Below are 20,469 nucleotides of genomic sequence, written 5' to 3'. Positions count from 1 at the left end.
AGGAAACCAATCTTTTATGCTTAAAAAAGTCTTCGGAAGCGCAGTTTTTGGTGTTGAAGCAACAACCATTACTGTTGAGGTAAATGTCGATAATGGAGTGGGTTATCATTTGGTAGGTCTTCCTGATAACGCTATTAAAGAAAGCAATTATCGTATTGCGGCTGCACTTCAAAATAACGGTTATCGAATTCCTGGAAAAAAAATAATTATCAATATGTCACCTGCCGATTTGCGTAAGGAAGGTTCTGCTTATGATTTAACATTGGCAATCGGAATTTTAGCGGCTTCTAATCAAATAAAAGCTGAAAACCTAGAAGACTATCTCATAATGGGAGAATTGTCTTTAGATGGAACATTACAACCTATTAAAGGTGCGTTGCCTATTGCTGTTAAAGCTAGAGAAGAAGGTTTTAAAGGGTTTATTCTGCCAAGTCAAAATGCAAAAGAAGCTGCAATTGTTAATGATTTAAAAGTTTTTGGAGTTGATAATATCAAACAAGTCATTAACTACTTTGATAAAGATGAAGCTTTAGAACAGACTATTATAAACACAAGGGAAGAGTTTTATAAAAATCTCGATTTCCCTGAGTTTGATTTTGCCGATGTAAAAGGTCAGGAAGGAATAAAGCGCTGTATGGAAATTGCAGCAGCAGGTGGTCATAATATTATTTTAATAGGGCCTCCAGGAGCAGGAAAAACAATGTTGGCAAAGCGATTACCAAGTATTTTACCTCCAATGACATTGAGTGAAGCACTGGAAACTACAAAAATCCATTCGGTAGTTGGTAGAGTAAAAGAGCATACAGGATTGATGTCACAACGACCATTTAGAAGTCCTCATCATACTATAAGCAACGTTGCGCTAGTTGGTGGAGGAAGCTACCCTCAACCAGGAGAAATCTCTTTATCTCACAATGGTGTGCTTTTTTTAGATGAATTACCTGAGTTTAAAAGAGAGGTTTTAGAAGTAATGCGTCAACCTTTAGAAGATAGAGAGGTAACGATTTCTAGAGCTAAATTTACAGTAACCTATCCATCGTCGTTTATGTTGGTGGCAAGTATGAATCCGAGTCCTGGAGGTTATTTTAACGATCCTGATGCTCCTGTAACTTCGTCTCCTGCTGAAATGCAACGGTATTTAAGTAAAATTTCTGGGCCATTATTGGATAGAATTGATATTCATATTGAAGTCACGCCTGTACCTTTTGAAAAACTATCTGATGACAGAAAAGGTGAATCTTCGGTTGATATAAGAAAGCGCGTTACTGCTGCTCGAGAATTTCAAACTAAGCGATTTAAAGAGTTTGATAATGTGCATTACAATGCGCAAATGAATACAAAACAGATTAGAAAATTTTGTGTCTTGGATGATAATTCAAAGCAATTGCTTAAAACAGCAATGGAGCGTTTAAATCTTTCTGCTAGAGCTTATGATAGAATTTTGAAAGTAGCACGTACTATTGCTGATTTAGAGGCTAGTGAAGCGGTAAATGGAGCGCATATTTCTGAGGCTATTCAATATAGAAGTTTAGATAGAGAAGGTTGGTTAGGCTAATGAAAGCATGGTTTAAAAATATAGGTCCAGGACCATTGGTTGCAGCAGCTTTTATTGGGCCTGGAACAGTAACAGTTTGTACACTTGCAGGTGTTGGGTTTGGTTATGCGTTGCTTTGGGCTATGTTGTTTTCGGTGTTCGCTACAATAGTATTGCAAGAAATGTCAGCACGATTAGGAGTAATTACTCAAAAAGGCCTTTCGGAAGTTATAAGAACTGAAATTAAAAATCCTGTTTTTAAGACTGTTGTAATTGTTTTAATGTTGTCAGCGATAGTTGTAGGTAATGCAGCTTATGAAGCAGGAAACATTAGTGGAGGTGTGCTGGGTTTGGAAACGCTATTTGGTAATCCGAGTGTTGAAGTTGGTGTGTTTGATGTGAATGTTTTTAGTTTAATCATCGGTTTGGTTGCGTTTTTAATTTTAACTATTGGAAATTATAAAACACTAGAAAGAATATTAGTAGCTATGGTTGTGGTAATGAGTGTTGCTTTTTTAGTGACAGCAATACTAACAAAGCCTAACTTAATGGAGGTTTTTAAAGGCTTGTTTGGTTTTAAAATGCCTAAAGAAAGTGTGTTGACTGTTGTTGGTTTAATAGGAACTACTGTAGTGCCTTATAATTTGTTTTTACATGCAGCGTTGGTTAAAGAAAAGTGGTGTACTGAAAGTGATTTGCAGTATGCTAGAAAAGATACTATAGTTGCTGTTGTGTTGGGAGGAGTGGTGTCAATGTGCATTATTATTTCTGCTTCAGCGATTCAGACTAAAACAATTAGCAATGCTTCGGATTTAGCTTTAGGTTTAGAGCCTTTGTTTGGTAGTTTTTCAAAGTATTTTATGGCTATCGGACTGTTTTCAGCAGGTATTACAAGTGCAATTACTGCGCCTTTGGCAGCTGCTTATGTTGCTAGTGGATGTTTGGGTTGGAGTACCAATTTAAAATCTAAGACCTTTAAAGGTGTGTGGTTGTTTGTTCTAGCTTTAGGAGTTGTATTTTCTTCTTTAGGAATAAAATCTATAGAGCTAATCAAGTTTGCACAAGTGGCTAATGGATTGCTGTTGCCTCTAGTTGCTGTGTTTTTGATTTGGGTTATGAATAAATCTGAATTGCTAGGTAAATATAAAAACAGCTTATTGCAGAATATTGTGGGAATAGTGACTCTTTTAGTGGCTGTTTTCTTAGGTTTAAAAAGTGTTTTAAAAGTGTTTAATGTGTTATGATGAATGGATATACTGTAGATATTAATGTTGATGTTGGAGAAGGTTTAGGTAACGAAGCTAGGTTGTTGCCTTATGTGTCTTCGTGTAATATAGCTTGTGGAGGACACGCTGGAAATGAGGAAACAATGATTGCTGTTGCTAAACTAGCTAAAGAGTTTAGTGTAAAAATTGGTGCGCATCCTTCATTTCCTGATATAGAGAACTTTGGAAGAAAGCCAATGGAGATGTCTTGTGCTGATTTATATACTTCGGTAAAACAGCAGGTTAGAGGGTTTATGAATGTTTTGCGAACTGAACATCTTGCATTGCATCATATTAAACCTCATGGCGCATTGTATAATCTGGCGATGAAGGATGAAAAGACTGCTAGTGTGATTATTGAGGTGATAAAAAGTATAGCGTTACCAGTAAAATTGTATGTGCCTTATGGTTCTGTGATAGCAAATTTAGCTTTGGAAGAACAAATTCCTGTAATGTACGAAGCGTTTGCTGACAGAAATTATAATGAAGATTTAAGCTTAGTATCAAGAGATAAAAGCAATGCTGTTTTAAATCATCCTGAAGCAGTTTTTGAGCATGTTTTTAATATGATTTCAAGGCAGAAAGTAAAAACAATAAGTGGAGTAGAAGTAGATGTAAAAGTAGATACTTTTTGTGTGCATGGAGACTCTCCAAACGTTGAAAAAATATTGCAATATCTTACCGAAAAATTAAAAGAACTTCATGTTAAAATAGCCTAATGTTTTGATGGATTTTAATCTAAAATATAAAGCTTATGGTGAGTGTTCAATTTTAATAGAATGGCCTAATGAAATAAATGAAATTATTCTTGAAGATGTTCTAATTTTTAAAAATAGTATAGCTAATAATTATGTTAAAGAAGTAGTTGAGATAAATAATGCATATAACTCGATATTAATTATTTGTAAATTTACTATTGATAATATCAATGATGAAATTTTAGCATTGAAATCGATTTATTTTAATCGTAAAAAGGTTGGACATAGAAACCAATTGTTGTGGAAAATTCCTGTGTGCTATGATGCGTTTTTTGGTATTGATTTAGAAGAAATTTCTGCTCAAAAAAAGCTGTCAAAATCAGCAATTATAAAACTACATTCGCAAGCTATTTATACTGTTTTTTTTGTTGGCTTTTTACCTGGTTTTTTATACTTGGGAGGTTTAGATAATCAATTACATTTTCCTAGAAAATCTTCCCCTAGAATGGAAGTAAAAAAAGGAGCTGTTGCCATTGGAGAACACCAAACAGGAATATACCCAAATGTGAGTCCTGGAGGTTGGAATATTATAGGTAATTCGCCAATTGAGTTTTTTGATGTTTCCAAAGACGAGCCTTGTTTTGCGAAGAGTGGAGATAAAATTCAGTTTTACCCAATATCTTTAAATGAACATAAAGCTATTTCAGAATTAGTAGCATTGGAGAGTTATGAATTAGAAAGTGAGGTAATAAATGGTTGAGGTTTTAAAATCAGGATTATTTTCAACTATTCAGGATTTAGGTCGGTTTGGTTTTCAGCGTTATGGAGTACCTTTTTCTGGCGCTATGGATGCCTATAGCTCAAAAATTGCAAACACAGTTTTAGGCAATAATGAAAATGATGCTGTTTTAGAGATTACAATGACAGGACCAAGGCTTCTTTTTAAAACACAAACAGTCATTTGTTTAACAGGAGCAGACTTATCTCCAAAATTAAATGACGTATCAATTAGTTTAAATAAAGCGATAAAAGTGAAAGCAGGAGGTGTACTTTCATTTGGTAAACTAAATTATGGTTACAGGTGTTATTTAGCGGTTTTGGGAGGCTTTCAGTCTGAAAGTGTAATGGAGAGTAAAAGTATGTTTTCAAACGTGACTAAAGCAAATAAAATAGCTGTGGGAGACTCTTTAAAGATTAATACAGCTTCCATTTTTAATTTAGAACATAATGCAACACTTAAAGTTAATACTAATCACTTTAAAAGTAAAACTATAGAGGTATTTGAAGGACCTGAGTTTGAAAGCTTAAGTGATAGTCAAAAAGCATTACTTTTTAACCAAGAGTTTTCAGTGTCCCAACTTAATAACCGGATGGCTTATCAACTTAATGAAAAGTTAGAGAATAACTTAGCGCAAATAATAACCTCAATGGTTTTACCAGGAACTATTCAGTTGACACCTTCAGGTAAGCTAATTGTTTTAATGCGAGATTGTCAAACAACAGGCGGTTATCCTAGAGTTTTACATTTAAACGAATTGTCTATTAGTAGATTAGCGCAAAAAAAGCCTAATGAAAAGATAAGGTTAAAATTGTTAAAGCAGTAAAACAATAAAAAATACTTTACAGTATTGAAAGATTTCAATATTTTAGAACCAACTATTAATTCAAAACTTATGAAAAAACTAATTTTACTTTTGTTAGGATTTGCTTTAGGAGCAGTGTTGACTTACTTTTTTTGTTGTAAACAATCTGAAACAGGAATGGAGAACTTAACACCTCCTAAAGGATTGATAACACCTCAAGAAGCTAAAGCTTTGGATACGGCTTACAATCCAAGGTATCAATTAATCAGTGACTCTATTGTGACGCGAAGAGGAGGAGATAACCGATCATCTTGGTATTCACTTGATGATATGAGAGCTTACTTGGATTATGCTGAAAACGAAGCCGATTCGTTAGGGTTTACAATGAATGGTATTAGGGTTTATCTTGGAGCTTATCCAGATGCTAACGGTATTCCAGGTTATACAACGATGTTTTTTGTGCCAACAGGCTACCTAAAAAGTGCAACCAACACATCTGATGGTAGTATGAATGCTTTTAGCCACTTTATGCAAGGAGGAAAAGGAGATATTACTGGAGGTAGTGGGTTTAATGAAGGCGGTAATGGGCAACCACCAGGAGCTAACTATCCACAATAAATTAGTGCCAATTGGTCAAGTTTATAAATGATTATGGAAGCTACCTCTACTTAGCGGTAGAAATAATAGCAGCTGTAACGGGTTTAATCTTATATAAAAGATACCGTCATACAGCTGCTAAATACTTTATTTACTTTTTAATTTATGTGGTAGCGTTTGGTGTTATAGGACGCTATACTTTTTGGGTTAGAGATGGAATTTTTAGTTTTTTACAAGGTACTTTATTAGAAAAAAACTATTGGTGGTATACAATATGTTGGAGTTTAGGGGCAATTGTGTTTTTTGTATGGTATTATCTCAAGATTCTCACTAATCAAAGGGCCAAAACTACTTTGAAAATAGCGCTTGCTTTATTTTTAATAGCTTCACTTTGTATTATCATTTTGACTCTACCTGATTTTTTCAAAACTTCTATTCCTTCAATTAGTGTTTTAGGAGCAATAATAATTATGCTGTGTGTGTTTTATTATTTTTTTGAAATGCTACAAAGTGATAAAATTTTAAAATTTTATAAATCACTGAATTTTTATATCAGTTGCACTATTCTTGTTTTTTGGTTAGTAAAAACACCTTTGGCTTTTTTTGAGCCTTATTTTAGACTAGCAGATATGGATTATGTTAATTTAAGAGGGTATATTAACTTATTTGCAATTTCATTAATGTATTTGACTTTTACTGTAGGTCTTATAGTTTCAAACCCTGATTATGACTAATTTTTTAATGCTTTTTTTACAAGAACAACAACCAATATCAACTTCTGCTGAAAGGAATTTGTTGATTTATATGGTGTTTGTACTTTTTATTTTATGCGGATTTATCGTTGTCTTTTTTATAGTGTTTCAAAAGCGAAAAAATAAACTCTTACTAGACAAAATAGCGCAACAGCAGGCGTTTGATGAAGAAATTGCAACAGCTCAAACCGAAATACAAGAGCAAACCTTAAAGCATGTAGGTTGGGAGTTGCACGATAATGTTGGTCAATTGTTGTCTTATGCTAATATGCAACTGAATATGCTAGGAGCATTAGTTCCTGAAAACATAAAAGGGAAAGTTGATGAGACATCAAACATCGTTAAAGATAGCCTCAAGGAAGTTAGAGCACTTTCAAAGTCTTTAAACAATGAAGTATTACTAAATATGGGTTTTGAAGACTCTGTAAGTAATGAACTTAACCGATTAAAGCGGATGAAATTTTCATCAACTGAATTGGAAGTTAAAGGCGAAAGAAAAGCATTTAGCGATAAAAAGCATGAAATAATTGTATTCAGAATTCTACAAGAGTTTTTTTCAAACACAGTTAAATATTCCGAAGCTCAAAACTTAAAAGTAACGCTCAACTATCAATCTGAAGAACTAATTATAACAGCAACTGATGACGGTAAAGGTTTTGACATGAAATCTGCAGAAAAAGGCTCTGGACTGATAAATATGAAAAGTAGAGCAGAATTAATTAATGCTAAGTTTGATATATATTCAAAACCTAATGAAGGGGTTACTTTAACCTTAACTTACCCTTTAGGTTAGAGACAAGCGTCCCAAATAGTATCTTTTGGTAAAGGCGCAATAACCGAAATGGCTTCTTTTTTTACAGGATGAGTAAATTTTAGTTGTCTAGCATGCAAACTAATGCTTGCATCAGGATTACTTCTTTTAAAACCATATTTTAAGTCGCCTTTTATAGGACAACCAATACTTGCTAATTGACAACGTATTTGATGATGTCTACCTGTTTCTAATTCAATTTCCAACAAGAAATAATTGTCAAGTTGCTTCAAGATTTTATAATGTAAGATAGCTTTTTTACTATCTGAAGTTTCTTTTATAAAAGCAGTAGACTTATTGTTTTTAGGATTTTTACGTAACCAATGAATTAACGTATCTTGTTGTTTAGGTGGTTGGTTTTTAACTAAAGCCCAATAAGTTTTATTAGTTTTTTTCTCAGCAAATAACTTGTTAAGTCTTGGGAGTGCTTTACTGGTTTTTGAAAACAATACAATTCCTGTTGTGGGTCTGTCTAAACGATGTACAACACCTAAATACACATTTCCAGGTTTGTTGTATTTATCTTTAATATAGCTTTTTACAACATCGCTTAAAGGCTTGTCTCCAGTTTTGTCGCCTTGTACAATATCACCAGCACGTTTATTAACCACAATAATGTGATTGTCTTCATAAAGTACCTGAAGATTTGATTTATTTGATAGAATTTTTTCTAGCACATTTAATCTAATATCTGAATTCGGTTTGCAATTTTTACTTTCCCCTTTGGGGAAATGTCCGTAGGACAAAGGGGCTTTTAATACTGCTCAGAGTCGTTAGGGAAATTAACCGATTTTACATCATCTACATATTGCGAAATAGATGTTGTCATCTCTTCGTATAAATTCATATAGCGACGTAAAAAACGTGGATGGAACTCATGAGTCATTCCTAACATATCATGAACCACTAGTACTTGACCATCAACACCATTTCCAGCTCCTATACCAATTACAGGAATACTAACGCTCTTAGCAACTTCTTTTGCTAGTTTTGCAGGTATTTTTTCTAACACAATAGCGAAACAACCTGCTTTTTCGAGCATTAAAGCATCTTCTTTTAATTTTTTTGCTTCTTCTTCTTCTTTAGCTCTTACTGTGTAAGTTCCAAATTTGTATATAGATTGAGGTGTTAAACCTAAATGTCCCATAACAGGAATTCCAGCATTCAGTATACGCTTTATAGATTCTTTAATTTCTTTACCACCTTCTAATTTTACGGCATGACCTCCTGATTCTTTCATTATTCTAATAGCAGATCGCAACGCCTCTTTAGGATCACTTTGGTAGCTCCCAAAAGGTAAGTCTACAACCACTAAAGCTCTGCTTATAGCTCTAATTACCGAAGAAGCGTGGTATATCATTTGATCTAAAGTAATTGGCAGTGTAGTTTCATGTCCTGCCATAACATTACTAGCAGAATCACCAACCAAAATAACATCAACTCCTGCGCCATCAACAATTTTTGCCATGGTATAATCATAAGCAGTAAGCATGGAGATTTTTTCTCCGTTTTGTTTCATCTCTATTAAAGACTTTACGGTAATTCTTTTGTATTCTTTTTTAGCTACTGACATAAGATTATAGTTTGTTTATTTCTGTAAAAATAATGAGTTTTAATGAATTTTTATCAATGGAGCAGTCTACAAATAAGGAAAGATTAACAATCCACTAAATTTACACCAACTGCTAAACCGCCTTCACTGGTTTCTTTGTATTTGGAATTCATGTCTTTAGCGGTTTCCCACATCGTGTTTACTACTTTGTCAAGCGGAACTTTTACATTATTAGGATCAGTATCTAAAGCTAATTCAGCAGCATTAATCGCTTTTATGGCTCCCATAGAGTTGCGTTCTATGCATGGGACTTGTACCAAACCACCAATTGGGTCGCAGGTTAGTCCTAAATGGTGTTCCATAGCAATTTCGGCAGCAACTAGAACTTGTTCAGGAGTTCCTCCTAGCAATTCGCACAATGCTCCAGCAGCCATTGCTGATGATACTCCAATTTCGGCTTGACAGCCTCCCATTGCAGCGCTTATAGTTGCACCTTTTTTAAAGATACTTCCAATTTCTCCTGCAACTAGTAAAAATCGTTTGATGTGCTCAAAATCAGCTTCATGGTTTTCAATTACCATATAATACATCAATACAGCAGGTATTACACCAGCACTACCATTAGTAGGTGCAGTAACCACACGACCTAATGAGGCATTTACTTCATTTACAGCAAGTGCAAAGCAGCTTACCCATTTTAATATTTGTCGAAACTTTACTTCGGTTTTTCTAATAACTTGTAGCCATTCTTCAGGAGATTGATAAGGTAAATCACCTTTAAGCTTTTGGTGCATATCATAAGCGCGACGTCGCACATTTAATCCTCCAGGAAGATTTCCTTCTGTATGACAACCTACATACATACATTCTAGCATAGTGTTCCAAATTCTGCTTAACTCTGAATCGATATGGTTTTCATCATTAATAGACTTTTCATTTTCCAATACCACTCCAGAAATAGGAAGATTTAAGTCATTACAAAACTTAAGTAAATCAACTCCTGTTTCAGTTGGATACGGAAATGTACAATAAAAGATAATTTTATTGGCTTTAGCAACTTTTCGTTCTTCTTGTACAACAAATCCTCCTCCAATAGAGTAGTAGGTAGACTTGTAGTTTCTGCCATTTATGGTTGCTGTAAATGTTAAAGCATTGGCATGAAACGGTAAAAACTTTCTGTTGAAAGTAATTTCAGTTTTTGGGTTGAATTCTAAAGGCTTTTCATTGTTGAATAAAAGGGTGTTGGTGTTTTTTATTGATGCAATAATGACATCAATGGTGTCAACAGGAATACGTTCAGGATCAGCACCACTTAAACCTAGCATAACCGCATAGTCTGTAGCATGTCCTTTTCCTGTTAAGGATAAAGAACCATACAAGTCAACAGATATTTTTTCAACTTTATCAAACCTGTTTTTGTCTTTTAATTCTTTAATCCAGCGTTCAGCTGCGCGCCAAGGACCTAAAGTATGAGAGCTTGAAGGACCAACGCCTATTTTTAGCATATCAAAAACCGAAATACACTCCATTCACGAAATCGTTTTAGTGCGTCAAATATACTCACATTTGGAGCATTCCCAATATAATAATGTGTAAAATTAAAGTTATAAAAAGTGACATCGTGTCATATTTTTTGTCATGGCACAATCATTGACTTATACAAACCGAATTAAAATTAGAACACAACATTTCTGCGAAAGCGGAAATCTTAAAAACAAATAAAAACAAATTATGAGTAAAATTATTGGAATCGATTTAGGTACAACAAACTCTTGTGTTTCTGTAATGGAAGGTAATGAGCCAGTTGTAATTCCTAACGCAGAAGGTAAGCGTACAACACCATCTGTAATCGCTTTCGTAGAAGGTGGTGAAATTAAAGTTGGTGACCCAGCAAAACGTCAAGCAGTAACAAACCCAACAAAAACGGTTTATTCTATCAAGCGTTTTATGGGTAACAAATATTCTGAATCAAAAAATGAAGCAGAACGCGTACCTTATAAAGTAGTAAAAGGTGATAACGATACACCAAGAGTTGATATTGATGGTCGTTTATATACACCTCAAGAATTATCAGCAATGATTCTTCAAAAAATGAAGAAAACAGCTGAAGATTATTTAGGTCAAGATGTAAGTGAAGCTGTAATTACAGTTCCTGCTTACTTTAATGACTCACAACGTCAAGCAACAAAAGAAGCTGGTGAAATAGCAGGATTAAAAGTTCGTAGAATTATAAACGAACCAACTGCAGCAGCTTTAGCTTACGGATTAGATAAAAAAGGACAAGACCAAAAAATCGTAGTATTTGACTTTGGTGGTGGTACACATGACGTGTCTATCCTTGAATTAGGAGATGGCGTTTTTGAAGTATTATCAACAGATGGAGATACGCATTTAGGTGGTGATGATGTTGATGAAAAAATCATTAACTGGTTAGCAGATGAATTTAATGCTGAAGAAGGAATGGACTTACGTAAAGACCCAATGGCTTTACAACGTCTTAAAGAAGCTGCTGAAAAAGCAAAGATTGAATTATCATCTTCTGCACAAACAGAAATCAACTTACCTTACGTAACAGCTACAGCTAGCGGACCAAAGCACTTGGTACGTACATTAACACGTTCTAAATTTGAGCAATTAATTGACGATTTAGTAAAACGTACTATTGAGCCATGTGAGTCTGCATTAAAAGCAGCAGGTTTAAGTAAAAGTGATATTGACGAAGTTATTTTAGTTGGTGGTTCTACACGTATTCCTGCAGTACAAGAAGCTGTAGAAAAATTCTTTGGTAAAAAACCAAGTAAAGGTGTAAACCCAGACGAAGTTGTATCATTAGGAGCTGGAATCCAAGGTGGTGTATTAACAGGAGATGTAAAAGACGTACTTTTATTAGACGTAACACCATTATCTCTTGGTATTGAAACTATGGGTAACGTAATGACCAAGTTAATTGAAGCGAATACAACTATTCCAACAAAGAAAAGTCAAGTATTCTCAACAGCTGCAGATAATCAGCCATCAGTAGAAATTCACGTATTACAAGGTGAGCGTCCTATGGCAGCAGACAACAAAACAATTGGTCGTTTCCATTTAGATGGTATTCCACCAGCAAAACGTGGTACTCCACAAATTGAAGTAACGTTTGATATTGATGCTAACGGTATCATAAAAGTATCTGCGACTGATAAGGCAACTGGTAAATCTCAAGATATCAGAATTGAAGCGTCTTCAGGATTAACAGAAGATGAAATCCAAAAAATGAAGCAAGAAGCAGAAGCAAATGCTGAAGCTGATGCAAAAGCAAAAGAAACTGCTGATAAATTAAACAGTGCTGACGCTATGATCTTCCAAACTGAAAGTCAGCTAAAAGAATTTGGTGACAAATTATCTGATGATAAAAAGAAACCAATTGAAGAAGCACTTGAAGAATTGAAGAAAGCTTACGAAACAAAAGATATCGCAGTAATTGATCCAGCTTTAGAAAAAATAAACGAAGCTTGGAAAGTAGCTAGCGAAGAAATGTACAAAGCACAAGCTGAAGCACAACAAGGTGCAGCAGGAGCAGAGCAACCTCAAGGTGGTGCAGGTGCATCTAACGAAGGTAGCGATGTAGAAGACGTAGACTTCGAAGAAGTCAAGTAGCCCGTATTGAGCATCTCGACAAGCTCGATACAGGCTCTGTCGAAAGATAGATTTCGAAGAAGTGAAATAAGTTCGAAGCTGTCATGCTGAACTTGATTCAGCATCTCAAAAATTTTTACATAACATTTGAAAAAGCGCAATCAGTCATGGTTGCGCTTTTTTATCCCAAAAAAAATATGAAAACACAAATTCCTTATTCTATATTAGAATTGGCCACTGTAGCAGAAAATACAACCATTCAAGATACTTTTGCTAACAGTTTAGATTTAGCACAACAAGCTGAAAAAATGGGATATCATCGTTTTTGGCTTGCCGAACATCATAATATGAAAAGTATTGCAAGTTCAGCAACTTCAGTGTTAATTGGTCACATTGCAGGAGGTACAGAAAAAATACGTGTAGGTTCTGGTGGTATTATGTTGCCTAATCATTCGCCACTAATTGTTGCAGAACAGTTTGGTACTTTAGGTAACTTATATCCTAATCGAATTGATTTGGGTTTAGGTCGTGCTCCAGGAACCGATCAGGAAACAGCTCAAGCTATCAGGTCTGATAGAATGACAGCTGTATATCAATTTCCTGATGAAGTGAGTCGAATTCAGAATTTTTTCACAAGTTCTTACAGAGGTAAAGTTCGTTCATATGTTTCGGAAGGTGTACATGTGCCGTTATATATATTGGGTTCTAGTACAGATAGTGCTTATGTTGCTGCAAAAAAAGGACTGCCTTATGTGTTTGCTAGTCACTTTGCACCAGCACAGTTAAAAGAAGCTCTAAACATTTATCGTCAAAACTTTAAGCCTTCTGCATATTTAAAAACACCCTATACTATGGCAGGAATTGGTGTAATTGCAGCCGAAACTAATGAGATGGCAGATACGTTATCGTCATCAATGTATCAAATGATTTTGGGTGTACTTACAGGAAATATCGATTATGTAAAAGCTCCAAGTGTTATAACGCCAGAAATGCGAGATGTTATTAACCATCCTAAAGTACAGCAAATGACACATTATAGCTTTATAGGAGATAAGGCTACAGTAAAATCTAGAACAAAGCAATTTTTAGAAGATACCAAAGTAGATGAGTTAATTGCTGTTTCGCATATTTACGACCATCAAGATAGGGTTGCGTCATATCGTATTTTTTCTGAAATCATGCAGGAGTTATAAGGATTTCATTTTCTGGGTTTATCTAGGAAATTTTACGAAACTCAACACATATTATGTAAAAAACAATCATTTGCTTGATTGTTTTTTTTATTTTCAAACACTTACTTTTATATAAAAATTATACATGCCATTTTCACCAAAAATTCAATCAACGTATCAACCTAAACGATTAGCTGTAAAACTCACAGCAAAAGGCGAGCAGTTTGTTTTAAACGCGCATCCTTGGGTGTTTTCTAACAGTATTGTTAAGATAAATGACGATGCAAAATCAGGTGATTTGGCAATTGTTTTCAATAAGAATAAAAATAAAGTTATAGGTTTAGGCTTGTACGATGCGTCATCACCAATTCGTATTAAAATGCTACATAGTGGCATGGAAAAAGCTGAAATTAATACAGCGTTTTTTAAGCAAAAGATTGATACAGCTTTTGAAAAACGATTAGATTTATTACAAACCACAACCAATAGCTACCGTTTATTATTTGGAGAAAATGACGGTTTCCCAGGTTTGATTGCTGATGTGTATGCATCTGTTTTGGTCGTAAAACTATATTCTGAAATTTGGTTACCCTATTTAGCAACCCTATTACCAATGCTTCAAGAAACAGCACAAGCCAAAACGGTTGTCATTAGGTTAAGTCGTGGATTACAAAATTCAAAAGCGCACCAACTAAAAGATGGCGATGTAGTTTTTGGAACGTTAGAAAAAGAAGTCATTAAGTTTGTTGAACATGGCGTAAATTTTTCGGCAAACGTTATCAAAGGTCATAAAACGGGTTATTTTTTAGATCATCGCGAAAATCGAAAACGCGTAGGAGAGTTAAGTCAAGGTAAAACAGTGTTAGACGTGTTTTCGTATGCTGGCGGATTTTCGGTGCATGCTTTGGCTAATGGTGCTACAGAAGTGACAAGTTTAGATATTAGTGAGCAAGCCCTAGAAATTGCTATTGAAAACGGAAAGCTAAACACCTATTCAGGGATTCATAAAACCATTGCAGGCGATGCTTTTGACGAAATGCAAAAACTGATTAATGTAGGTAAAACCTTCGATGTAGTAGTTATAGATCCTCCAAGTTTTGCCAAACAAGCATCTGAAATAGCATTAGCCAAGAAAAAGTATGCGCAATTAGCTGCTTTAGGAGAACAGTTAACAGCTAAAAAGGGTATGTTAGTATTGGCTTCGTGTTCGTCAAGAGTGCAATATCAAGCCTTTTTTGATATTAATTCGCAAGCTTTAAAACAAACTGGCAGACCATTTCAATTACAGTTAAAAACACAACACGATAGCGACCATCCAATTGGATTTCCAGAAGGTGCTTACTTAAAATGTGGTTACTATAAGCTTGGGTAGTTCATTATAGACTAACTAATTATCAGCATGTTTAAAATGTCAAATTGACAATATTTTTGTGTGTAAAGTTTTTTAAATCAGTTGGTTTAGCAAATGAAATGTTAAAATAAATGACAAATATTCATTTTGGTATTTTTTTTGAAATATAGCATCATGAAATCAGATTAGATTTCAAATTTGAAATAATGTTTAACTTAAATTTTTTAATTATGAGCAATTTAGTAACTGTTCCAAAAAATGGAAGTTTAGCAACTACAAATTCAAATTTAAACTTCCCAACATGGTCTAATTGGTTAGATGATTTATTTAATAGAGAATTACCTTCGGTTTTCACTTCCAACTTTAATACAGGAATTACCTTACCAAAGGTAAATATTAGAGAAACAGCAGACGCTTATTATGTTGAAATGGCTGTTCCTGGACTTAAAAAATCAGATTTCCAAATAGATTTAGACAATCAAGTTTTATCAATATCTACTGAAGTAAAGCAAGAAAATGAACAAAAAGAAGCGAATTACACGCGTAGAGAGTTTGGTTACTCATCATTTAAACGCACCTTCACATTACCTGAAACAGTAGATGAGGATAAAATCCAAGCAAGCTACACAGAAGGTATTTTAAATATTCTTTTACCTAAAAAAGAAGAAGCCAAACAAAAACCGGCTAGGACTATTAAAATATCTTAAGTGTTTTTTCTAGAGTTTTAATACTATATTCAAGAAGAGGTTCATAGACAATCTCTTCTTGAATTTAATACAGTTTTGTTTAACTTTTTAAGGCTTTTAGTTATGAAGAAGTATATGTTTTTACTCGTGTTATTTTCATGGTGTGTAAGTTGTAATGGACAAAATTCAGAGGAGAAAAAAGAGTTAAGCAACTTAAAAGAGCATGTTAATAATGATAAACCAAAAGGCAGCTGGAAGGTAGATAAAGAGTTTGATGAACACGGAAACTTAATTAAGTATGATAGCATTTATTCATGGTCTTCTAGTAGCCATTTAAATAATTTGTCTTCTTTAGACAGAGATAGTATAATAGAATCTTTTAAATCAAAATTTCATTCTAGCTTTTCAAAATTTAATGATGATAATTTTGGTGCTATTTTTTCTCAAGATTCACTTTTTAACCAACGCTTTTTCAACGATACTTTTTTTGATAGTAACTTTGGAATGGATTTAATGGAGTTAGATAAGTTAAGGGAACAGATGATAGCTAGACAAAAAGAATTTCTTAAAAATTACTATCCACAGATTATCAGTCCAGAAAAATAAGAACTTAACCAATAGGGTGTTTTTTTTCTTTTGCTTGCTTTATAATTCACTTAAAATATTATGCATGCATAATAAAAATGTAGTATATTTGTTAGACAAAATATACAAACAATGAGTACAAAGCTAACCGAGTTATTAGATATAAAACACCCTATTATTATGGCGCCAATGTTTTTGGTGTCTAATGTAGCAATGGTTAAAGAAGCCATGAAATGCGGTATTGCAGGTTGCATTCCAGCATTAAACTACAGAACTTTAGAGGAGTTACGTGCTGCAATTAAAGAATTAAAAGCAGCAAAAGTAGAAGGCGGTTCGTTTGGGTTTAATTTGATAGTTAATAAATCTAATCCGAAAGCTAAAGACCAACTGCGTGTATTGTGCGAAGAAGGTTGCGATTTTATTTTAACCTCATTAGGAAGTCCTGAAGAAACCATCAATCAAGCACATGCTGTAGGAATTAAAGTTTTTTGTGATATAACCGATTTAAAATTCGGTCAAAAAGTGGAAAGTTTAGGCGCTGATGCTGTTGTGGCTGTAAATAATCAAGCTGGTGGACATCGTGGTAATATAGACCCACAAACACTTATAAAAACGTTAAACGATAATTTATCTATTCCTGTTATTTCAGCAGGTGGAGTAGGAACTAAAGCTGATGTTGATACTATGTTAGCTTATGGAGCAGCTGGTGTTTCAGTAGGTAGTCCGTTTATTGCTTCAGAAGAAGCAGGAGTTACTAATGAGTACAAACAAGCTTGTGTAGATTATGGTGCTGATGATATTGTTATGACCGAACGTATTTCAGGAACACCTTGTACAGTAATTAATACACCTTATGTAAAAAAAATAGGCACCAAATCACCTTGGTTAGAACGTATTCTTAACAAAAACCGAAAGCTTAAAAAATGGGTGAAAATGGTCCGTTTTTATATTGGTATGAAAGCCACTGAAAAAGCAGCACAACAGGCCACTTATAAAACGGTTTGGGTTGCAGGACCAAGTATAGAACATACCAACGCTATTTTACCTGTTAAAGACATTGTAAGTAAATTAATTTAGAAGTATTGAAACGGTTAAGCTTTCTAGTTCTCATTTTAAGTTTTGTTTTTGCGTGTAGTGATTCAAACAAAATACAATCAGGAGATATTGTTTTTAGAAGCGCAACAAGCAGTTCGCTCTCTGAAGCAATTAATAATGTAACACAAACTCAAAAAGCAACAAACTATAGCCACATTGGTGTTTGTGATGTGGTAGAGGGTACAGTTTACATCTATCATTCCGATTTAGGTAAAGGTGTTGTTCACGAACCTCTTGAAGCCTTTATGAAAGCAACTGATACTGTAAAATATGTTGCTGATTTTTACAGAATTAAAAACATAACTTCAAATCAGGTTGAAAATGCGCTCAATCGTGCCAAAACATTTTTGGGTCAACCTTATAACACCACATATATTTTAGAAGACGACGGACTCTATTGTTCAGAATATATCTACGAAGTGTTTAAAGAAGATACTATTTTTGAGCTAGAGCCTATGACTTTTAAAAACCCTGAAAACAAAGTATTTCACGAAGGTTGGATTAAGCATTATGAAGAATTAGGTATTGAAATTCCTGAAGGAAAACTAGGTTGTAATCCTAATGGGATGGCAAACAGTAAACATTTAGAGTTTGTAAAAAGTTTAACAACCAATTAATAATAAAAGTTTTGTAGCTTTAAAGTATGGAAATCACTCTAAAGCATACAGACGCTTCACATTCAGACTTTATAACATTAGTCAGTCATTTAGATGCCGATTTAAAAATTCGTGATGGCGACGACCACGAGTTTTACAATCAGTTTAATGGTATTGAAGCCTTAAAGCATTGCATTGTAGCTTATCATGGTAATCATGCAGTAGGTTGTGGCGCCATAAAACCTTTAGATGATACCTCAATGGAAGTAAAACGAATGTTTGTATTTCCTGAACAACGCGGTAAAGGGATTGCTACTACAATTTTAAAAGCCCTAGAACAATGGACCAAAACATTGGATTATACCTCTTGCAAGCTAGAAACAGGAATTAAACAACCAGAGGCCATTGCACTCTACAAACGCAACGGTTATAACATCATTTCTAATTACGGTCAATACGAAGGAGTAGAAAATAGCGTGTGTTTTGAGAAGAAGATTCTTTGATGAGAAAATTTTATTATACGTATTAGGTATAAAAAAACTATATTAGGCTAATCATCCAAAAAAGTAAAATATCATGACCGATTCCCAAAAAATAAGCTTAAAAGATGCTATATCAATTGGAATAGGCGGAATGGTTGGTGGAGGCATATTTGCTGTGCTAGGATTAGCTGTGTCATTAGCAAAAGAAGACATTCCTGCACCTTTTGAAGTTAGAAACCACACACAAATGTAAACCCAAAATTTAAGGGTTATGATAAACTTTAAACACAACATAAATTATGTCTAATACCAAATTAGTAATTGAAGAACGCGCAGCTAACATAGGCAATTTTATTGTTGGTAGATTGTTACCCTTTCGTCAAAAACGAATGGTAGGACCATTCATTTTTATTGACCACATGGGTCCAGCTTGTATGAGCGACCAAGATAATATGGATATTGCTATGCATCCGCATATTGGTTTATCTACCTTAACCTTTTTGTTTGAAGGTGCTGTAATGCATCGCGATAGTTTAGGAACAGCTATGGAAATTACTCCTGGTGCTGTAAACTGGATGACCGCAGGAAAAGGCGTTGTACATACCGAGCGTACACCAGACCGTTTACGAGATTCTAAAAAAATGCTTCATGGACTACAAATTTGGGTGGCTTTACCAAAAGCCGATGAGCAATGCGAACCATCGTTTACACACGTTTCTGCAAACGACATTCCTAGTTGGACAGAAAACGATGTGCAATTTAAGCTTATAGCAGGTAAGGCCTTTGGTAAGCAGTCGCCTGTGCCTGTGTATAGTCCGTTGTATTTTATTGAAATTAAAACAACCGAAATCAAAACCGTTTCCATTGGCGAACATTTATTTGGTGAAAGCTCGCTTTATATTCTAGAAGGTAGCATTACTAGCGATGGTCATACTTACGGACCTAAACAACTTTTAGTAGCTAAAGACGCGACACTTTGTGCTTTTGAAATTGAAGCCAATTCAACCGTGTATATTTTTGGAGGTGACGCCTTTCCAGAAGAACGTTTTATTGAGTGGAATTTTGTGGCTTCAGACAAAGCGCTTATTGAAAAAGCCAAACAAGATTGGAAGGACAACAAATTCCCTAGTGTACCAACCGAAACCGTTCGTATTCCTTTACCAGAACCAAAACGTTTTGGAGGATGATATTTTCATTCAAAGCAAAGTTGAAATCGAAGATGAAATATAAGTTGAATTACATTAATAATACCAATAAACAATAATGAAAACCGTATCAGCTGCCATTGGCACACAACTTTATAAAACCGAAATTCAAGCTAAAAATCATATTATAACTGCCGATGAGCCAGAATCGGTTGGCGGACAAAATTTAGGCTTAACACCAACAGAGTTGTTAGAATCGTCATTAGCTGCATGTTCTGCTATGACTATCAGGATGTATGCCAATAGAAAGGAATGGGATTTACAACAAGTAATTGTTAATGTTGGTTTTAAACGCAATATAACTACACAAACGGTAACCTTTAAAAAGGAGATTGAACTCATTGGTAACCTTGATGATGAACAACGCCAAAAACTCTTACAAATGGGTTCAAAATGTCCTATTGAAAAAATGATTACAGGTGAGGTTGTTGTTGAGTCTGCGTTAAAATAACACAAGTAAAACATAAAATTATGAGAGATTTTGAAACCTTAAGTCAAGCTATGAACGCACTACGCGAAGAAGGTTATGTTGAAGACTTTAACCTTAAGCAAAACTGTATTGAGTGTGGAAATGGTGAGTTTACAGTATTTCATAATGAGTTTGAAATAGACGAGTACTTCCGTTTTGAAGGCATGAGCGATCCAGGAGATAATAGTATACTGTATGCCATTTCATCAGAAAAGTATGGTTTAAAAGGGCAATTGGTAAACGGTTATGGTATTTATACCGAACCTATTACCAACGAAATGCTACAAAAGCTTAAGATGGATTAAAGCTGTTTTTTTATAGCATTTTTGTTGATAACTGTTTACAAGTAAAAACCTTAAGGCGTTGGTTTTAAGATGATAAAAAATTAACTTCGCTTAACGGTAGATATAGATAATTA

At 34.4% G+C, this 20,469-nt stretch carries 23 protein-coding genes; 20 read left to right on the top strand and 3 right to left on the bottom strand.

Going from position 1 to position 20,469, the window contains the following annotated elements; translation table 11 throughout:
* The first annotated feature begins 16 nt into the window (after positions 1-16).
* From A8975_RS06440 to A8975_RS06405, 8 genes are all read left to right on the top strand, one after another.
* Positions 17-1,555, top strand: a complete 1,539-nt coding sequence (locus A8975_RS06440) for a YifB family Mg chelatase-like AAA ATPase (RefSeq protein ID WP_131507005.1) — start codon at positions 17-19, stop codon at positions 1,553-1,555.
* Entirely contained in the window at positions 1,555-2,778 is a 1,224-nt protein-coding gene (locus A8975_RS06435) for an Nramp family divalent metal transporter (RefSeq protein ID WP_134199191.1), read from the top strand. The genes A8975_RS06440 and A8975_RS06435 overlap by 1 nt, the downstream gene beginning before the upstream one ends.
* Positions 2,775-3,518: a 5-oxoprolinase subunit PxpA gene (pxpA, locus tag A8975_RS06430; protein ID WP_317128040.1), complete on the top strand. Its 744-nt coding sequence runs from the start codon at positions 2,775-2,777 to the stop codon at positions 3,516-3,518. The genes A8975_RS06435 and pxpA overlap by 4 nt, the downstream gene beginning before the upstream one ends.
* 7 nt (positions 3,519-3,525) lie before the next feature.
* Positions 3,526-4,257 carry a 5-oxoprolinase subunit PxpB gene (pxpB, locus tag A8975_RS06425; RefSeq protein ID WP_134199188.1) on the top strand — a complete coding sequence of 244 codons (732 nt, stop codon included), beginning with the start codon at positions 3,526-3,528 and terminating at the stop codon, positions 4,255-4,257.
* Positions 4,250-5,101, top strand: a complete 852-nt coding sequence (locus A8975_RS06420) for a biotin-dependent carboxyltransferase family protein (RefSeq protein ID WP_134199186.1) — start codon at positions 4,250-4,252, stop codon at positions 5,099-5,101. Before pxpB ends, A8975_RS06420 begins: the two co-directional genes overlap by 8 nt.
* 69 nt (positions 5,102-5,170) lie before the next feature.
* Complete coding sequence (locus A8975_RS06415; RefSeq protein WP_134199184.1) at positions 5,171-5,698, top strand: hypothetical protein; 528 nt, start codon at positions 5,171-5,173, stop codon at positions 5,696-5,698.
* Positions 5,699-5,709: 11 nt separating this feature from the next.
* On the top strand, positions 5,710-6,411 hold the full coding sequence (locus A8975_RS06410) for a hypothetical protein (protein WP_134199182.1): 702 nt from the start codon (positions 5,710-5,712) through the stop codon (positions 6,409-6,411).
* A complete protein-coding gene (locus A8975_RS06405; protein ID WP_134199180.1) occupies positions 6,404-7,222 on the top strand; it encodes a sensor histidine kinase in 819 nt (272 codons plus the stop codon). The genes A8975_RS06410 and A8975_RS06405 overlap by 8 nt, the downstream gene beginning before the upstream one ends.
* On the opposite strand, the gene A8975_RS06400 is transcribed toward A8975_RS06405, so the two are convergent.
* The 3 genes from A8975_RS06400 to A8975_RS06390 all read right to left on the bottom strand — a co-directional run bounded on the left by A8975_RS06400 (position 7,219) and on the right by A8975_RS06390 (position 10,321).
* The gene (locus tag A8975_RS06400) at positions 7,219-7,917 is read right to left on the bottom strand and encodes an RluA family pseudouridine synthase (RefSeq protein ID WP_134199178.1); all 699 of its coding nucleotides are present in this window, start codon (positions 7,915-7,917) and stop codon (positions 7,219-7,221) included. The genes A8975_RS06405 and A8975_RS06400 overlap by 4 nt on opposite strands.
* 77 nt (positions 7,918-7,994) lie before the next feature.
* Complete coding sequence (panB, locus tag A8975_RS06395) at positions 7,995-8,813, bottom strand: 3-methyl-2-oxobutanoate hydroxymethyltransferase (RefSeq protein WP_134199176.1); 819 nt, start codon at positions 8,811-8,813, stop codon at positions 7,995-7,997.
* An 83-nt stretch (positions 8,814-8,896) separates the two neighbouring features.
* On the bottom strand, positions 8,897-10,321 hold the full coding sequence (locus A8975_RS06390) for an L-serine ammonia-lyase (RefSeq protein WP_134199174.1): 1,425 nt from the start codon (positions 10,319-10,321) through the stop codon (positions 8,897-8,899).
* 202 nt (positions 10,322-10,523) lie between these two features.
* On the opposite strand from A8975_RS06390, the gene dnaK reads away from it, so the two are divergent.
* The 12 genes from dnaK to A8975_RS06335 all read left to right on the top strand — a co-directional run bounded on the left by dnaK (position 10,524) and on the right by A8975_RS06335 (position 20,356).
* On the top strand, positions 10,524-12,431 hold the full coding sequence (gene dnaK / locus A8975_RS06385) for a molecular chaperone DnaK (RefSeq protein WP_134199172.1): 1,908 nt from the start codon (positions 10,524-10,526) through the stop codon (positions 12,429-12,431).
* Between the two features lie 176 nt (positions 12,432-12,607).
* On the top strand, positions 12,608-13,603 hold the full coding sequence (locus A8975_RS06380) for an LLM class flavin-dependent oxidoreductase (RefSeq protein ID WP_134199170.1): 996 nt from the start codon (positions 12,608-12,610) through the stop codon (positions 13,601-13,603).
* Positions 13,604-13,727: 124 nt separating this feature from the next.
* Entirely contained in the window at positions 13,728-14,954 is a 1,227-nt protein-coding gene (locus tag A8975_RS06375) for a class I SAM-dependent rRNA methyltransferase (protein ID WP_134199168.1), read from the top strand.
* A 209-nt stretch (positions 14,955-15,163) separates the two neighbouring features.
* Positions 15,164-15,640 (top strand): Hsp20/alpha crystallin family protein, encoded by a 477-nt coding sequence (locus tag A8975_RS06370; protein ID WP_134199166.1) that lies wholly within the window; start codon positions 15,164-15,166, stop codon positions 15,638-15,640.
* Positions 15,641-15,742: 102 nt separating this feature from the next.
* A complete protein-coding gene (locus tag A8975_RS06365) occupies positions 15,743-16,225 on the top strand; it encodes a hypothetical protein (RefSeq protein ID WP_129760256.1) in 483 nt (160 codons plus the stop codon).
* A 111-nt stretch (positions 16,226-16,336) separates the two neighbouring features.
* Positions 16,337-17,281 (top strand): NAD(P)H-dependent flavin oxidoreductase, encoded by a 945-nt coding sequence (locus A8975_RS06360; protein ID WP_134199164.1) that lies wholly within the window; start codon positions 16,337-16,339, stop codon positions 17,279-17,281.
* Positions 17,282-17,286: 5 nt separating this feature from the next.
* Positions 17,287-17,916, top strand: a complete 630-nt coding sequence (locus tag A8975_RS06355; protein WP_166667451.1) for a YiiX/YebB-like N1pC/P60 family cysteine hydrolase — start codon at positions 17,287-17,289, stop codon at positions 17,914-17,916.
* Between the two features lie 26 nt (positions 17,917-17,942).
* The gene (locus tag A8975_RS06350; protein ID WP_208325361.1) at positions 17,943-18,398 is read left to right on the top strand and encodes a GNAT family N-acetyltransferase; all 456 of its coding nucleotides are present in this window, start codon (positions 17,943-17,945) and stop codon (positions 18,396-18,398) included.
* 73 nt (positions 18,399-18,471) lie between these two features.
* Positions 18,472-18,630 carry a hypothetical protein gene (locus A8975_RS14540; RefSeq protein ID WP_166667445.1) on the top strand — a complete coding sequence of 53 codons (159 nt, stop codon included), beginning with the start codon at positions 18,472-18,474 and terminating at the stop codon, positions 18,628-18,630.
* A 46-nt stretch (positions 18,631-18,676) separates the two neighbouring features.
* Positions 18,677-19,564, top strand: coding sequence for a pirin family protein (locus A8975_RS06345; RefSeq protein WP_134199160.1), 888 nt, complete (start codon positions 18,677-18,679; stop codon positions 19,562-19,564).
* Between the two features lie 76 nt (positions 19,565-19,640).
* Positions 19,641-20,033, top strand: a complete 393-nt coding sequence (locus A8975_RS06340; protein ID WP_134199158.1) for an OsmC family protein — start codon at positions 19,641-19,643, stop codon at positions 20,031-20,033.
* A 20-nt stretch (positions 20,034-20,053) separates the two neighbouring features.
* Entirely contained in the window at positions 20,054-20,356 is a 303-nt protein-coding gene (locus A8975_RS06335) for a phosphoribosylpyrophosphate synthetase (protein ID WP_134199156.1), read from the top strand.
* Positions 20,357-20,469: the final 113 nt, after the last annotated feature.

Origin of the sequence: Meridianimaribacter flavus (genome assembly GCF_004366715.1) — a bacterium.
Taxonomy (GTDB): Bacteria; Bacteroidota; Bacteroidia; order Flavobacteriales; family Flavobacteriaceae; genus Gaetbulibacter_B; species Gaetbulibacter_B jejuensis.
Note: the sequence above shows the minus strand (reverse complement) of the source record. Positions and strands in the feature narration are given on the sequence as shown.

Bases quoted from the DNA above. Each gene is read 5' to 3' on its own strand.
- A8975_RS06440 (WP_131507005.1), top strand. From the start codon at position 17: ATGCTTAAAAAAGTCTTCGGAAGCGCAGTTTTTGGTGTTGAAGCAACA.
- A8975_RS06435 (WP_134199191.1), top strand. From the start codon at position 1,555: ATGAAAGCATGGTTTAAAAATATAGGTCCAGGACCATTGGTTGCAGCA.
- pxpA (WP_317128040.1), top strand. From the start codon at position 2,775: ATGATGAATGGATATACTGTAGATATTAATGTTGATGTTGGAGAAGGT.
- pxpB (WP_134199188.1), top strand. From the start codon at position 3,526: ATGGATTTTAATCTAAAATATAAAGCTTATGGTGAGTGTTCAATTTTA.
- A8975_RS06420 (WP_134199186.1), top strand. From the start codon at position 4,250: ATGGTTGAGGTTTTAAAATCAGGATTATTTTCAACTATTCAGGATTTA.
- A8975_RS06415 (WP_134199184.1), top strand. From the start codon at position 5,171: ATGAAAAAACTAATTTTACTTTTGTTAGGATTTGCTTTAGGAGCAGTG.
- A8975_RS06405 (WP_134199180.1), top strand. From the start codon at position 6,404: ATGACTAATTTTTTAATGCTTTTTTTACAAGAACAACAACCAATATCA.
- panB (WP_134199176.1), bottom strand. From the start codon at position 8,813: ATGTCAGTAGCTAAAAAAGAATACAAAAGAATTACCGTAAAGTCTTTA.
- A8975_RS06390 (WP_134199174.1), bottom strand. From the start codon at position 10,321: ATGGAGTGTATTTCGGTTTTTGATATGCTAAAAATAGGCGTTGGTCCT.
- dnaK (WP_134199172.1), top strand. From the start codon at position 10,524: ATGAGTAAAATTATTGGAATCGATTTAGGTACAACAAACTCTTGTGTT.
- A8975_RS06380 (WP_134199170.1), top strand. From the start codon at position 12,608: ATGAAAACACAAATTCCTTATTCTATATTAGAATTGGCCACTGTAGCA.
- A8975_RS06375 (WP_134199168.1), top strand. From the start codon at position 13,728: ATGCCATTTTCACCAAAAATTCAATCAACGTATCAACCTAAACGATTA.
- A8975_RS06370 (WP_134199166.1), top strand. From the start codon at position 15,164: ATGAGCAATTTAGTAACTGTTCCAAAAAATGGAAGTTTAGCAACTACA.
- A8975_RS06365 (WP_129760256.1), top strand. From the start codon at position 15,743: ATGAAGAAGTATATGTTTTTACTCGTGTTATTTTCATGGTGTGTAAGT.
- A8975_RS06360 (WP_134199164.1), top strand. From the start codon at position 16,337: ATGAGTACAAAGCTAACCGAGTTATTAGATATAAAACACCCTATTATT.
- A8975_RS06350 (WP_208325361.1), top strand. From the start codon at position 17,943: ATGGAAATCACTCTAAAGCATACAGACGCTTCACATTCAGACTTTATA.
- A8975_RS14540 (WP_166667445.1), top strand. From the start codon at position 18,472: ATGACCGATTCCCAAAAAATAAGCTTAAAAGATGCTATATCAATTGGA.
- A8975_RS06345 (WP_134199160.1), top strand. From the start codon at position 18,677: ATGTCTAATACCAAATTAGTAATTGAAGAACGCGCAGCTAACATAGGC.
- A8975_RS06340 (WP_134199158.1), top strand. From the start codon at position 19,641: ATGAAAACCGTATCAGCTGCCATTGGCACACAACTTTATAAAACCGAA.
- A8975_RS06335 (WP_134199156.1), top strand. From the start codon at position 20,054: ATGAGAGATTTTGAAACCTTAAGTCAAGCTATGAACGCACTACGCGAA.